This window comes from Acinetobacter sp. P1332 (genome assembly GCF_044057475.1).
Taxonomy (GTDB): domain Bacteria; phylum Pseudomonadota; class Gammaproteobacteria; order Pseudomonadales; family Moraxellaceae; genus Acinetobacter; species Acinetobacter johnsonii.
Window position 1 is genome coordinate 1026129 of record NZ_CP171157.1, and the last position, 14557, is coordinate 1040685.

A 14557-nucleotide genomic window follows, 5' to 3' on the forward strand; every position below is an offset into this window, starting at 1 on the left:
TCGAGAGTAAAAAATGCTTTTATATTGTACTTACAGTAGGTCGATAACTAAGACGCTACGATGTAGTTGGACGGATCAATGACAGCTCGTTGAGTTTGATACGAAATGTTCAAACAATAAATCAGCACTAGCCTTCCAACATAGAAAAGCTCGCAGCAATGCGAGCTTTTTTTATGTGAAAAAATATGACTATGTATCTCGGTTGTTAAGCATATTTGATTTAAGTTTATGATTTATAGTTATGATTTTGAAAATATTTATATAAATTAACATTGCGATAAATTCTAACAACTCTAAGGGCAGTGTTGGAAAAAACTTGTGCTATAAGATTAAACAGAGCTAAAAAAAGAAAAGGAAAATGACCATGACTCAGCTTGTAGATGTAAAGGTAAAGGACCAATACAGCCAAACGTATAATGTGAAGGCCCAGTTAAGACAAGTACCTGAAAACTCCGAAGCAGAACGTTTGGATTTGTTTAAACGAATTGAACATATCGTTGTTGATGGTGAAGTGATTCTGCCTAGTATTGAACTGTTATTTGAAAGTCGGCAAACGGAAAATATATACCGAGTTGTTGATTAACCCTATTGAAAAAAGCCCATGTTTACATGGGCTTTTTTATGGGCGATCTATATCAAGTTAAGTTATCCCATCGCAGAAGATAAGGGATAAATTTTTTGAGCGATTATATTGAAGATCATAAAGTGAAATTAGGATATCACTTCACACATAGTTCCTATTTATCAAGCTATTTGATGAATGGTTCGAGTAACCATTGTGCCAAAGTCTTAAACAGTCGATGAAAGACGTTAAGATTTATTGCTTGAAGAAAATATAAAACTTGTAGTCTTTAAATCTTAACTAAGACTCAATTATTCGTTGAATTTATTTAAGCTGCCTGCAAACGCAACAGTGAATGATTGATCTGTTGTAAGTGTTGGTTGAGTACTGTGGGTTCTATTCGACTTTCCTGTAACGTCGTAATCCATTGCATTTGGCAGCGTTTGAGACTGTGTAAGTCTGTCGCCGATTGAATTTGAAGAATGAGTTGTTTTGCCATTAAGCCACAATAACATTGTAATAAGCTCATCATCAAATCGCGTGTTTCTTCAAAGCTATAAGCTTTAAGTGGTGGGGCTGGGCTTTGTGTAGGAGCGGGTGGTGCAGGAGTCTGCGCTTTGCTGTCTAAATCTATTGGATTGACGTTATTCTGACTATTTTCGAGTACAGACGTCGATGATTGAGCCTCCGATGACGGTTGTATTGAGCTAGAGACGCGAGATGTTTGTGTGGAATGAATTAAACCCAATTCAATTAATTGTTCGAGGATTTCAGGCGTTGCAATGCGTTGTTTGAACTGATCAGCCAATTGTTCAAAATCTTCTGTACCAATTAAAACCAATAGTCGTCTTTGACGCGCATTGAGTGGGATATGACGTTGTTGTAAAGCATCTAAACCTAATGCTGTTTTTTGATAATGATTCATACCTTAATTTACTCCCCCGAACAAATAAATTAAGGCTGAACATACAGGGTGAAAATTACAACAATATTAAGAATTTATGACAATACATTTTAGAGCGTTTTAATGCTCGTATTCTCTAAAGCTTTACGTAAGTAAGGATCGAGTTCATCTTGACGCATTAACCACTGAATATAGTCAGCAGGGAGTTCGGCAATCGCTGTTCCGCGATGCTTGCCAAAATTAATGACTCGCGGAATACGAGCATCTTCAGAGACAGCAAATAACTGCTCCATGCTGTTTATTTTTAATTGATGAACCACATGCATTAAAATATTGGCTGTTAAAATAATATCCATATCGGCACGATGGGCCTTTTTAATCATTTCACGGGCTTTTTCACTGCCTTTTGAAATCATATAAATGAGTGCTGAAATATTGTGGGCTTCAGCATCAGGCCAGACCAAACGTGCAAGGGCGAGTGTACAAATCGCTTTAATATGAGAAGTATCGACACCACATTTTTCGATAGCACGAATATCATAATCAATATTATGACCAATGATGTATTGCGTTTCGGCGGGTAGTTTAAAGGTCGTATAGAGGGGCTTCCCAACGAGGTCTGACTCTAAAATATGATGCACAGCCATCGCTGCGAATGAGATTGGTTCATCGACGGTATAGAGCTGATCAAATACTTGGCTTTTGTCTAGGCTTAATTTGCCATTTGTAATTTCAATCGGTGCATATGCAATCTCAATGGGTTGACCATTTAGGGTATGGGTTTCTGTGTCGAGAATAATGGCTTGCATGTGCATATCCGAAAATTAAAAGCTGAATAAATTTATCATTTTCAAGACTATCAAGACAGCCTATGACTGCCAGATTTGTGGTTTATTCGCTGATTTTGTGCAGTGATGGTGTTTAAATCATCTGGTGAAGCTAGGTGATTAGAGATCAGGCTTTATTAAGCAAGGGAAAAGTTGGAAGCTACTTATCGATTTATTTAGGCGGGTTGAAAAGGAAAATGATTGCTTAAAATTAAAATAATTCTTTGGGATTCGGTTCAAACAAAGACTAGAGAAGAGCTCACTGCCTGAATTCAGTTGTGGGATCAGGATTTATTTTAAATTCCAATGACCAGTTTTTATAACAATGGTGAGTGTGCATTTGCAGACAATGTTCACTTTGTATCATTCTCGTAACTGGTCTTGCCATGCGTCATTTTGAGGCGTAAATCATTAATCTATTCAAGTGATTTGAATCGTTACAACAAGAAAAAATGTCATTAAGGAATTTTAAGATGAAAAAACATATATTGGCCGTGTTCGTCAGTAGTTCTATGCTTGTTTTAACAGCCTGTGGAGGAGGGGATGGCGATTCAACTTCTGTTGGTGTGGATGATGGGATTCCTAAAAATAATATTGTTAATCCAGTCGTAACTACGCCAACAGCATATACAGCTACAGATATGTCAGCTACGGCTGGTGAAAGTGTGGTCATGACTTATAAAATGCTGGGTCAGGACAATAAAGAAACTCGCGCAACTGCATTGCTTTTTACTCCTAAAACAGTAGCTCCGGCGAAAGGTTGGCCAATAGTGGTGTGGGCACATGGTACTACTGGTGTTGCTGATATTTGCGCGCCAAGTAAATCTTCTATGGATCCTGATGTAAAATCGATGATTAATGAGTTACTTAGCGCGGGATATGTTGTTGTTGCTCCCGATTACGAAGGACTGGGAGAGCCAAGTGGTACAGAAGCCCATCCTTATCTTAATTTAAAAAGTGAAGCTTTTTCGATTACAGATGCAGTAGTTGCAACACGTGACTACTTAACCAAGCAAGGTAAATCGGTTTCAAAAAACTGGGTGACGGTTGGGCATTCACAGGGCGGTCATGCTGCTTTAGGTGCTGGTGAATATCAAAGTCGCGCGCAGTTAGATTATAAAGGGACAGTTGCGATTGCACCTGCGTCTAATTTAAAAACGATCTTTCAAGTGGGGGCTGCAAGTGTTGCAAATTTGCCAGCAACTCAACAGGTTGCTACTTATACTTCACTGAATACCTATGCTGCACTCATCACTGCAGGTATGCAAAATCCACCCAATATAACTTTGTACGGGCAAGTGTTTGAGTCTGAAGCAGCCCGTATTGCACGAACAGCTGAATCGGCATGTTCAGGGACTGTTTCTGTAAATTACTATACGGAAATGTGGGCTTTAGCGACTGGTTATAACACATTAAATGGATATTACCCAAAAACAGGATTTCTAGATTTGCCAGTCATAAAAAACTTTTTAGATAACACATCTCAGCCTTTGAAGGTCAAACAAACAGCGCCAATTATTATTTATCAAGGCACCAATGACACGACTGTTCCAAGAGCGATTACGAATATTTTATATGCTGGAGCTTCTCAAGCTGGAAACAATATTCGTTATGTGACTGATGACAGTGAAACGACGAAATGGACCCATACCACATCGTTTAGTGAAAATATCGATGATATTGTTGACGATGTCAAAACTCTCATGCCAATTCAGTAATTTGCTTTGACCCAAATCGCTCATGGAGTTCTGCTTCGTGAGCGATTTTTTATTTAAAACTGCGTAAAGTTCGTTCTCGAAATTTATAAACTTCATGCTACAATACGCGCCAATCTTAGCACGGCTTAAAAGCCCTAATTTCATAGGACCTCGCTAATGTTTGCCAATATCTCAATTGCTGAATTTGATCCAGAAATCGCGCAAGCAATCACAAATGAAGATGCTCGCCAAGAAGCGCACATCGAACTGATTGCTTCTGAAAACTATTGCTCTCCAGCAGTAATGGAAGCGCAAGGTTCAAAACTTACAAACAAATATGCTGAAGGCTACCCAGGCAAACGCTACTACGGCGGTTGTGAATATGTAGACGTGATTGAACAATTAGCGATTGACCGTGCTAAAGAGCTTTTCGGTGCAGATTACGCAAACGTTCAACCGCATGCAGGTTCACAAGCAAACTCTGCTGTTTACTTAGCCCTTCTTAACCCAGGCGACACTGTTTTGGGTATGAGCTTGGCTCACGGTGGTCACTTGACTCACGGTGCAAAAGTTAGCTTCTCTGGTAAAACATATAACGCAATTCAGTACGGTTTAAACCCTGAAACTGGCGAGATTGATTACGAAGAAGTTGAACGTTTAGCAGTTGAGCACAAGCCACGTATGATCGTAGCTGGTTTCTCTGCTTATAGCCAAATTGTAGATTGGCAGCGTTTCCGTGACATCGCGGATAAAGTTGGCGCTTACCTATTTGTAGATATGGCTCACGTTGCTGGTCTAGTTGCTGCTGGTGTTTACCCAAGCCCAGTTCAAATTGCTGACGTAACAACAACCACTACACACAAAACACTTCGTGGCCCACGTTCAGGTTTAATCCTTGCGAAAGCAAACGAAGAAATTGAGAAAAAATTACAATCAGCTGTATTCCCTGGTAACCAAGGCGGTCCATTGGTTCATGCGGTAGCGGCTAAAGCAATTTGCTTTAAAGAAGCAATGGCTCCTGAATACAAAGTTTACCAACAACAAGTAGTGAAGAATGCTCAAGCAATGGCTGAAGTTCTTATTGCTCGTGGTTATGACATCGTTTCTGGCGGGACAGAAAACCACTTGTTCTTGTTATCTCTTATTAAGCAAGATGTAACAGGTAAAGAAGCAGATGCATGGTTAGGTGCAGCTCACATTACTGTGAACAAAAATGCTGTACCAAATGACCCACGCTCACCATTTGTGACTTCTGGTATCCGTATTGGTACACCGGCTGTGACGACTCGTGGTTTCGGCGAAGCTGAAGTACGTGAACTTGCTGGCTGGATCGCTGATATCTTAGACAGCAAAGGTGACGAAGCTGTGATTAACGCTGTTAAAGCGAAAGTTGAAGCTGTTTGTGCGAAATTTCCTGTTTACGCAAACTAAGTTCTGACTTGAGAAAGCCCCCTCAAGGGGGCTTTTTTTATAGCATTAAAAAATCAAAATCAGTTGAAATGTAATTTAGACTGCATTTCTGATATAACAGAAGTTATAGGCTAATAAATTATTTTTAATAAGAATTTTATTCATACCGTATTCAAATAGGAATGCAGCACATGGCAAACCCAGCAATTATCATTTCTGAGCAGGATCTTCATCGTTTAGAAACGATGTTAGAACATCAGCCTAAACTTACACCGACCATGCAGTTGCTTGAAGAAGAGTTGGCACGCGCCGATGTTGTTGCTCCACAAGATATGCCTGCCAATGTGGTAACGATGAATGCAAAAGTTTTACTGACCATTGCGCCATCTACAGAAGCATCTGAAATTACTTTGGTTTATCCGCATGATTTTAAAGGCGAGAAGGGACAGGTCAATGTTGTAGCCCCAATTGGTGCAGCAATTCTTGGCTTAGCTGAAGGTCAAGAAATTGAATGGCCGCAGCCAGATGGTCAAATGATGAAAGTCAAAATTGAAAAAGTGGTTTATCAACCTGAGCGTGAAGGAGATTATTTATAATTTCGAAACACCCCATTTTAAAGCCATGTTGATCATGGCTTTTTTATGACTTCAAATATGCGTTTTGTTTCATAAAGGATTGTAACTCCACAGAAGATAAAAATAGAGTATGTATTGATTGGATCTTTTATTTCTACTCAATAGGTTTGAGTCCTAGTACGAATAGAGTACTGAATAACAGATATAACCTTCGTGATAATTTCTACGGCACAAAAGATGTCACAGCATTTTTGCAAAAATCTACATGTTATTTGACATAAAAGCTGTACTATAAAAATGATTTTATTCAATTTCTTTATTGGGTTAAAGCACTATGGCACAAATTGACGTTCTTGTTCCTTTAAGGAATATACCAGTCAATTCAGATGAACTTTTAAGTATCCAGCGTAATGATTTGGTTCCGTTGCTGAACGATCAATATCGTCTCAATCATTATGCAGATAGTGTCATTCAAGCACAGTCTGTGCTGTTAAATGGAGTGGACCCGCAGCTCACTTTACAGTTGAGTCAGACCATTGAGCAACTGATACAGTCACTGGCTGACTCAAAAAAATACTTGAAGAAGCGCAAATTTAATGGGCTGCAAAAGTGGCTGGGAATTGATATTGAATATGGTTCAACCCAAGTTGAATACTATAAAAAACTGGATCAGTTGTTGGATCGAGCCAATCATCTCAGCCAAAAATTACAAATTGAAATTCAAAAGTCACAGGCGCGTTATCAGCAGTTAACAGGCTTACGTGAGCAAATGGCCAAATATGTATCTGCGGCTGAAGCATTTTTAATGGAATATCCTAAATTTGTGAAGAATGCACATCCTTTAGATAATTTTGCAGAACGTTTATCCAAGAAAATAAATAGTTTACAAACTTTGCAAAGCAGTAATGATATTGCGATTACACAAATGCAGTTGTCTCAGCAGCTTTCATTGAGTTTGTTAGATCGTTTTAAAGAAGCGCAGCAGGTCTTGATCCCAGCATGGCAATATCATGTCAAACAATCGCAGCAATCAAGCTCGACAATTGAACTGGAAAAGCTCGATAATAGCCGTGAAAAATTGATTCGTACCTTAAAAAAATCACTACAGAAACCAACACTTTAAGAAATAGATTAGGTGAATTATGACCAACTCAGAACAAAACAGTCTTGTGGTAGAGCCAACCACCGAAGTGATTGAACATAAGTTTCAACAGTTAAATTTGCAAGAAATTGGCTTGCAACAAGATGACTTCAATGCGGTCTTGGCAGCACGGAAAGAGTTGGCAGAAATCAACCATAACGCCGTGGCGGAGTATGGTAAAAATATTGCGACACAAACTTCAGGATATACCGATGAATTGTTAAATTTAGTGCAAAACAAGGACCTTGATGAAACAGGGCAAAAGCTGAATCAGGTGGTACAAGTCGCACAACAGCTTAATACCTCAAGTATCTTAAATAAAAAGAAAAATTCAGGTTTCTTCGGTGGCTTGATGAGCAAAATTAAAGGGGCAAAGAATAATATTGATATGCACTTTAATACCACCAAAGAACAAATAGATACTTTGGTGAAAGAAATTGAAAAATCGCAGTCTGGTTTAAAAGCACGCGTTGATACACTCGATCGGATGTTTCATGGTGTACAAAGTGAATATAAACAGCTCGGTGTGTATATCGCAGCGGGTCAGTTGAAACAGGATGAAATTCAGCAGGAAATCTCAACACTGACTGCACAGGCGCAAGACCAAACCACAACGCAGAGAGTTTACGACCTCAATCATTTAGCCAATAATTTGGAAAAACGTGTAAGTGATTTGCAGGTTTTACAACAATCAGCCATGCAAACATTACCGATGATTCGTATTATCCAGTCTAATAATTTGATGTTGGTCGATAAGTTTTATGCGATTAAAAACATCACATTGCCTGCATGGAAAAATCAAATTAGTCTGGCGATTTCTTTAAATGAGCAGAAGAATAGTGTGCAGTTGGCCAATACCATTGACGATGTGACCAATGACTTGTTGAAGCGCAATGCTGATTTGTTACATCAAAACTCAGTAGATACAGCAAAAGCCAATCAACGTTCAGTGATTGATATTGAGACGCTTGAACATGTACAAAACACCCTCATTAAAACAGTAAATGATGTGATTCAAATACAAAAAGAAGGGATGCAGAAACGTGCTGAAGCAACCACACGTTTGCGTAGTTTGCAGGACAATTTGAATCAACTGGTTTTAGACTCAAGTTCTAATCGTACGACACCATCTTAATGCCAAGGTGGGTGGTCGATAGAGGAGAAGTATTTGCCTTCCTTAGATGAGTATGTTGTTCAGCCTCAGCACATTGAACAAGGCGTGGTTGCACTCAAACAACGTCAACGTAAACTGAGTTTATGGTGTATGTTGAGTGCCGCCTTGTTTATTGCCTCCAGCATTAGCTATTTTCTACAACCTGATTTTGTCTATAGCTTTTTTGGACTGAGCGCTGAAATACAGCAACTACATATGCCCATGAGTGTCGATGCAAATTTAGCATCACTTGGACAACAGCCAGATTATTTTCTGAATTTGCTGTCATGGTTTGGTTGGCTTGTAGTCAAGATTATGGTGTCTTTTATTGGAGCATTCATACTGGTGCACTATGCACGGAAAATTCATTTTTTCTATGTACGTTTTCAATCTTTTATACTGAAGTTTGTGGCATGGCTGATTGCCTTTATTCTGCTTTGGTCAGGGCTGACTTATGTGCAATATGATTTAAAAGATGATGAAAGCGAGGCTTTTCAGCAAATCGTACACTACGATAAAAATATTCAGCAAAGTGAAATAGCGCAGTATTTGCAGCAGTCTCAAATTCAAATGCCCGTAAAACATTATTTGCTTGCGCAAACGGCATTGTTACATCAACCTGTCGATAAAAATGCAGCCATTCCGCATGTGCTTGCTCTGGTCCAAGCAGAAAAAAACGATTCACATTTTATTGAATATGGGTTTAAGCCTGAACAGTTATGGACGATGCAGCATCAACTCTATGGCAAAACACTCACACCGATGGCTGCAAGTGTAGAAAAACAAGTTCAGCAAGCAGCGCAGTTCACTAAGGTCATGCAATTCTTCTCGCTTATCTTGATGCTACTGATGGCAGTGCTGAGTCTTGTGTTGTTTGGTCTGACGCGTCAGTTAAAAGCCAGAACTTTAAGAATTGAACAGCGGATGCAGAGTGAATCCTAAGCTTTGACTTCATTTAAAGTCCTGCGTTTAATGGGACTTTTTATGATGAATATCTTTAAATCTATAAAACCGATTATTAAAATAAAAACAAACTGTTTTATCTATTTTTAGATTTACTCTATGATTCTTCTATCAAATAAATTTATAGACTGCTTTGGAGAGCTTAACAATGTTAGATCAAAATACTTCAGCTCAATTAAAAACACTTCTTGAACGCCTAGAAGGTCCGATTGAATTGGTTGCGACTTTGAACGGTTCTGAGAAATCAGACAAAATTAAAGAATTGGTTGAAGAAGTTGCAGCACTGTCTCCACTGGTGACTGCACGTTTTGATGGTCAAAACTCACGTGCACCTAGCTTTGGTGTAGCAAAAGCCGGTGAACAGCCGCGTGTCTTCTTTGCGGGTTTACCAATGGGACATGAGTTTACCTCTTTGATCTTGGCATTGTTACAAACCTCTGGTTATGCACCCAAAGTATCGGATGAAGTTTTGGCTTCAATCAAAGCTTTGGGCATCCAGTCTAACTTTGACGTATTTGTCTCTTTAAGCTGTCATAACTGTCCAGACGTGGTGCAAGCGTTGAACCTGATTGCTATTTACAATCCGGGCACGACAGCAACCATGATTGATGGTGCATTCTTCCAAGATGAAGTTGAAGAACGCAAAATCATGGCTGTACCAATGGTGTTCCAAGACAATAACCATATCGGTCAAGGCCGTATGACCTTGGAAGAGATTGTTGCCAAACTGGATACCAATTCCGCTGCCAAAGAAGCTGAAAAACTCAATGCCAAAGATGCTTTTGATGTTTTAGTGATTGGTGGTGGTCCTGCGGGAAATACCTCAGCCATTTATGCTGCGCGTAAAGGCATTAAAACCGGGATTGTGGCTGAACGTATGGGTGGTCAAGTCATGGATACCATGGACATTGAAAACTACACCTCGATTCAAAAGACCCAAGGGCCGAAGTTTGCTGCTGAAATGGAAGCACATGTACGTGAGTACGGTGTGGACATCATGAACTTACAACGTGTTTCTAACATCAAAGGTGCAGATGAGGCAGCAAATGGCTTGGTTGAAGTCACCTTAGAAAATGGTGCGAAGCTTGAATCTAAAACGGTAATCCTTTCAACAGGCGCACGTTGGAGAGAAATGAATGTGCCGGGTGAAGCAGAATACCGTACTCGTGGTGTTGCCTACTGTCCACACTGTGATGGTCCACTGTTTAAAGGCAAACGTGTAGCAGTAATTGGCGGGGGGAACTCAGGTGTCGAAGCTGCGATTGATCTTGCTGGGATTGTTGAACATGTAACTTTGGTTGAGTTTGATACCAAACTACGTGCCGACCAAGTGTTGCAAGACAAATTGCATAGCTTGCCTAACACTACGGTGATCCTGAATGCACTCTCGACCGAAGTTGTGGGTGATGGTTCACAAGTGACGGCATTGAAATATAAAGACCGTGCAACTGATGTAGAACATACGGTTGAGCTTGCAGGAATCTTTGTGCAAATTGGTTTATTACCAAACACTGATTTCTTAAAAGAGACTGCTGTTGAGCTTTCAAACCGTAATGAGATTATGATTAACGATCGCAACGAAACCAATGTCAAAGGTGTATTTGCCGCAGGTGACTGTACGACTGTGCCATACAAGCAAATCATCATTGCCACAGGTGAAGGCGCGAAAGCATCTCTATCTGCTTTTGATTATATTATTCGTTCTGGGCTGTAAGTGTGAAATGAAAAAGCCAACGCTCTCCCAAAATATACGTTGGCTTTTTCCCTTTATGTTGTATCGCTGATCTTTGGTTTTACCCTTGATAGGAACTGAGTCGCTAACAGCTCAGTTCCTTTTTTTTCGTTTAAAGCAAATATTTTGTACAAAGAAAAAGCCAAAGTGCTCCCCAGTCACTTTGGCTTTTTCATTTAGTTTTTGTTTATTGTTATTCTTTGCCCAGTTTTTGTTTTGAAACTCTGAGTGTGGTCAGTACTCGGTTTCTTTTCTACTTTCCCCAAGGTTAGATGTTAAATAATTTCAATCCTTTAAATTTTTCTAACAATTGTTGCTGTGTTTCAACGTGTTCTGGATGTTGCTCGATACAAGCAATTGGGCAAACATCCACACAGGTTTGGGTATCATAAAAACCAACACACTCGGTGCAGCGGTTGACGTCTATTTCATAAATTTTATCACCTTCAAAAATAGCGGTATTGGGACATTCAGGAAGACACATATCGCAGTTAATACATGCATCCGTTATTCGTAGTGCCATGGCATTAACCCCAGTCAGCTTGCAACATAAGCCAAGGCAGGCGCTGAAATGTCGGTACTTGAATGCGGTAAGTTGCGAATGAGCAGGGCATAGTGCATGTCGACATCAGCAGGAACTGGGATTTCAACCACATGACCTGAGCCTTTCGCTTCAAGTATTGGATTCCCTTTTTTATCGAGGATTTCTGTTAGTTCAAAAGTGATGTTGCCTGAAGTGGTCATGAGTTCGAGCACATCACCCACTACAAAACGGTTTTTGACATCGACTTTCAGATAATCGCCATTGCGCTCCAAAATTTCACCGCAGTATTGTTGATGGTCAAAACTGGATGAACCATTTTCATAATTTTGATATTCGCTATGCACGTGGCGACGTAAAAAACCTTCGGTATAACCACGGTTGGCCAGACCTTCGAGTTGTGTCAGGAGTGAGGAATCGAAAGGTTTACCGGCGAGCGCATCATCTATGGCTTTGCGATAAATTTGTGCTGTACGCGCACAGTAAAAATAAGACTTGGTACGTCCTTCAATTTTTAAAGAATGTATCCCCATTTGGGTTAAGCGCTCAACATGCTGCACCGCGCGCAAGTCTTTTGAGTTCATAAAGTAAGTGCCATGTTCGTCTTCTTCAGCAGCAAACATGTCTTCTTCATTACGTTGTAGTAATACGGGTTCATCGAACTGATGCTGTGCTTGCATATGCAGTTCATCAGCATCAGGGCTTGAACAGCAATTGGAGTCTGTATTCAGATTTTGGACTGGGATCACATCACCATTTTCATCTTGCGTAGTCTCATGAACTTTATATTCCCAACGGCAAGCATTGGTACATGCCCCTTGATTGGCATCACGCTTATTCATATAGCCTGAAAGCATGCAACGTCCTGAGTACGCCATGCATAACGCACCATGCACAAAAACCTCAATTTCCATGTCAGGCACTTGTTGCTTAATTTCTTCAATTTCATCAATGGATAATTCACGGGACAAAATGACACGAGTCAGTCCCATATTTTTCCAAAACTTCACAGTAGCCCAGTTGACTGGATTGGCCTGAACGGAAAGATGCACATCCATGTCTGGAAAATGCTCGCGTACCATCATAATCAGGCCTGGATCCGACATGATCAGGGCATCGGGTTGCATCGCAACCACAGGTGTGAGGTCGCGAATAAAGTTTTTGAGTTTCGAGTTATGCGGTTGAATGTTGACGACCACATAAAACTTTTTTCCTAAGTCATGCGCTTCTTGAATGCCGATAGCCAGATTGTCATGATCAAATTCATTATTGCGCACACGTAAACTGTAACGAGGTTGTCCGGCATAGACTGCATCTGCACCATAGGCAAATGCATAACGCATATTTTTAAGCGAACCTGCAGGAGAAAGAAGTTCAGTAACGTGATGAATGCTCATGATTAAACTAAGGCATAAAAAAAATATGGGTTTATTGTAGGGCTTTAAAAAATAGATTCAACCTAGTAAACAACTCGGAATTTAAACGGTTATAGACGCGAAAATTACATGTTCAAACGCTGGATTTGAGTGCTTAATGATAAATATCTAGATCTATGGTTTTATGTGGCTAAGGATAGAAGTAAATTTAAATATCCTTGTTTTATAAAGTAAAAGATCGGTTATATAAAAATTACCTGAGGCGCTAATCATCAAAAAGCTAGAGTTCTTTGCGGCCTTTTATCCGAAATAATTAGGGATTATTTTATTAGATTTGATGTGAAGCTAGATTCTTTTATTTGTGAATTTATAAAAAAATTAAATAAAATAAGGATAAAAATCCTGCATTGCCCACGAATGGTTCAAGTAAATAGGTAGCAAAACTGAGTAATACCCATATTCTAAATTCTACGTTGATGTGTTTTATGCATCTGTAAGTCCTGCTTCAAGATGTCTTAGAATTTGACAATCATCAATGGTTGATTGAGTTGAGCAGGACTGTCGAAGCTGTTGTAGCTGTATCTGGAATTTTTGCAATTCAATGATTTTTCGTTCGACTTGTTTTAAATGTTCATCGATCAGTTGATTGACCGCACTACAGTCTTGTTGAGGCTTTTGTTCCAGTTCAATCAGGTATTCAATTTCTTTGAGTGAGATATCTAGCGCGCGGCAACGTTTGATAAAAATGAGTCGTTTAAGTGCATCATCTTGATAATAGCGATAGTTATTGTCCCCGCGAAAAGAAGGCTCTAATAAATGCTTTTTTTCATAAAAACGAATGGTATCGGCACTTAATCCTGTTTTATGGACTAAGTCTTTCATCAAATAAACAGGAGATGAGTTTTGTTGATTCATTTTGCTTGACCTTAGAGCGACTCCATAGTTTTTAATCATAATAGAAAATGATTAGGTCTGGATAGAGGTTGTGTATATGGCATGTTCTTCTTGCAGTTGTGCACCCGCACCGCAAAAGCCAAATAGTAAGTTTAGAACGGTATTGTGGATTGCCTTATTGATCAATTTAGCCATGTTTGTGGTGGAGCTTATTGGTGGAGCTTATGCACATTCATCATCCTTATGGGCCGATTCTTTAGATTTCTTTGGTGATGCAGTCAACTATGGTATTTCACTTGCGGTGCTTGGTGCGAGTTTGTATTGGCGGGCGACAGTGGCACTGCTCAAAGGCATGACCATGGCGTTGTTTGGCTTGGTGGTGATTGGTAAAGTGATCTATGCCTATGCTTTGGGAATTCCACCTGAAGCTATGACCATGGGGGTGATTGGTGTGATTGCTTTGCTTGCGAATGTGGTTTGTGCCGTCATTTTATATGCCTTTAGAGAAGGTGACTCTAATATGCAATCGGTCTGGCTCTGTAGCCGAAATGATGCGATTGGAAATGTTGCGGTTATTTTTGCTGCAATAGGTGTGTTTGGTACAGGTAGTTTGTGGCCAGACATAATCGTGGCAGGCATTATGGCGACTTTAGGTATGACTGCAGGTTATCAAGTGGTGAGCAAAGCATTATCTGAGCGTAGATTACAGCTCGAGAATTAAGAAAAACGCTAAATTTCTTAATCAAAGTGAAATTATTTTCCATAAAAATGCTCCGCAGTTG

At 39.7% G+C, this 14557-nt stretch carries 14 protein-coding genes; 9 read left to right on the plus strand and 5 right to left on the minus strand.

Going from position 1 to position 14557, the window contains the following annotated elements:
- Nucleotides 1–364: 364 nt before the first annotated feature.
- Nucleotides 365–583 carry a hypothetical protein gene (locus ACFN7Z_RS04975; protein ID WP_004696033.1) on the plus strand — a complete coding sequence of 73 codons (219 nt, stop codon included), beginning with the start codon at nucleotides 365–367 and terminating at the stop codon, nucleotides 581–583.
- Between the two features lie 307 nt (nucleotides 584–890).
- Here ACFN7Z_RS04975 and ACFN7Z_RS04980 read toward each other — a convergent pair whose 3' ends face one another.
- Both ACFN7Z_RS04980 and ACFN7Z_RS04985 read right to left on the minus strand, forming a co-directional pair.
- The gene (locus ACFN7Z_RS04980) at nucleotides 891–1487 is read right to left on the minus strand and encodes a hypothetical protein (RefSeq protein ID WP_010327184.1); all 597 of its coding nucleotides are present in this window, start codon (nucleotides 1485–1487) and stop codon (nucleotides 891–893) included.
- 89 nt (nucleotides 1488–1576) lie between these two features.
- Entirely contained in the window at nucleotides 1577–2275 is a 699-nt protein-coding gene (locus ACFN7Z_RS04985; RefSeq protein ID WP_010327183.1) for an exonuclease domain-containing protein, read from the minus strand.
- 491 nt (nucleotides 2276–2766) lie between these two features.
- On the opposite strand from ACFN7Z_RS04985, the gene ACFN7Z_RS04990 reads away from it, so the two are divergent.
- The 7 genes from ACFN7Z_RS04990 to ahpF all read left to right on the plus strand — a co-directional run bounded on the left by ACFN7Z_RS04990 (nucleotide 2767) and on the right by ahpF (nucleotide 10946).
- A complete protein-coding gene (locus tag ACFN7Z_RS04990; RefSeq protein WP_010327182.1) occupies nucleotides 2767–4011 on the plus strand; it encodes an alpha/beta fold hydrolase in 1245 nt (414 codons plus the stop codon).
- 156 nt (nucleotides 4012–4167) lie between these two features.
- Entirely contained in the window at nucleotides 4168–5421 is a 1254-nt protein-coding gene (glyA, locus tag ACFN7Z_RS04995) for a serine hydroxymethyltransferase (RefSeq protein ID WP_004982454.1), read from the plus strand.
- A 170-nt stretch (nucleotides 5422–5591) separates the two neighbouring features.
- Nucleotides 5592–5996, plus strand: a complete 405-nt coding sequence (rnk, locus tag ACFN7Z_RS05000) for a nucleoside diphosphate kinase regulator (protein WP_004696044.1) — start codon at nucleotides 5592–5594, stop codon at nucleotides 5994–5996.
- Between the two features lie 313 nt (nucleotides 5997–6309).
- Nucleotides 6310–7098: a hypothetical protein gene (locus ACFN7Z_RS05005; protein WP_010327180.1), complete on the plus strand. Its 789-nt coding sequence runs from the start codon at nucleotides 6310–6312 to the stop codon at nucleotides 7096–7098.
- Between the two features lie 19 nt (nucleotides 7099–7117).
- Nucleotides 7118–8251 (plus strand): toxic anion resistance protein, encoded by a 1134-nt coding sequence (locus ACFN7Z_RS05010; protein WP_010327179.1) that lies wholly within the window; start codon nucleotides 7118–7120, stop codon nucleotides 8249–8251.
- A 33-nt stretch (nucleotides 8252–8284) separates the two neighbouring features.
- The gene (locus ACFN7Z_RS05015; protein WP_010327178.1) at nucleotides 8285–9211 is read left to right on the plus strand and encodes a hypothetical protein; all 927 of its coding nucleotides are present in this window, start codon (nucleotides 8285–8287) and stop codon (nucleotides 9209–9211) included.
- A gap of 169 nt (nucleotides 9212–9380) precedes the next feature.
- The gene (ahpF, locus tag ACFN7Z_RS05020) at nucleotides 9381–10946 is read left to right on the plus strand and encodes an alkyl hydroperoxide reductase subunit F (protein WP_010327177.1); all 1566 of its coding nucleotides are present in this window, start codon (nucleotides 9381–9383) and stop codon (nucleotides 10944–10946) included.
- Nucleotides 10947–11232: 286 nt separating this feature from the next.
- Here the strand turns inward: ahpF and ACFN7Z_RS05025 are convergent, their stop codons facing one another.
- The 3 genes from ACFN7Z_RS05025 to ACFN7Z_RS05035 all read right to left on the minus strand — a co-directional run bounded on the left by ACFN7Z_RS05025 (nucleotide 11233) and on the right by ACFN7Z_RS05035 (nucleotide 13796).
- The gene (locus ACFN7Z_RS05025; protein WP_010327176.1) at nucleotides 11233–11487 is read right to left on the minus strand and encodes a YfhL family 4Fe-4S dicluster ferredoxin; all 255 of its coding nucleotides are present in this window, start codon (nucleotides 11485–11487) and stop codon (nucleotides 11233–11235) included.
- A 14-nt stretch (nucleotides 11488–11501) separates the two neighbouring features.
- Nucleotides 11502–12902: a tRNA 5-hydroxyuridine modification protein YegQ gene (gene yegQ, locus ACFN7Z_RS05030; protein WP_029575076.1), complete on the minus strand. Its 1401-nt coding sequence runs from the start codon at nucleotides 12900–12902 to the stop codon at nucleotides 11502–11504.
- A 462-nt stretch (nucleotides 12903–13364) separates the two neighbouring features.
- Nucleotides 13365–13796 carry a Cd(II)/Pb(II)-responsive transcriptional regulator gene (locus tag ACFN7Z_RS05035; protein ID WP_010327174.1) on the minus strand — a complete coding sequence of 144 codons (432 nt, stop codon included), beginning with the start codon at nucleotides 13794–13796 and terminating at the stop codon, nucleotides 13365–13367.
- Between the two features lie 76 nt (nucleotides 13797–13872).
- Here ACFN7Z_RS05035 and ACFN7Z_RS05040 point away from each other — a divergent pair, with 76 nt between their 5' ends.
- Nucleotides 13873–14496, plus strand: a complete 624-nt coding sequence (locus tag ACFN7Z_RS05040; protein ID WP_010327173.1) for a cation transporter — start codon at nucleotides 13873–13875, stop codon at nucleotides 14494–14496.
- Nucleotides 14497–14557: the final 61 nt, after the last annotated feature.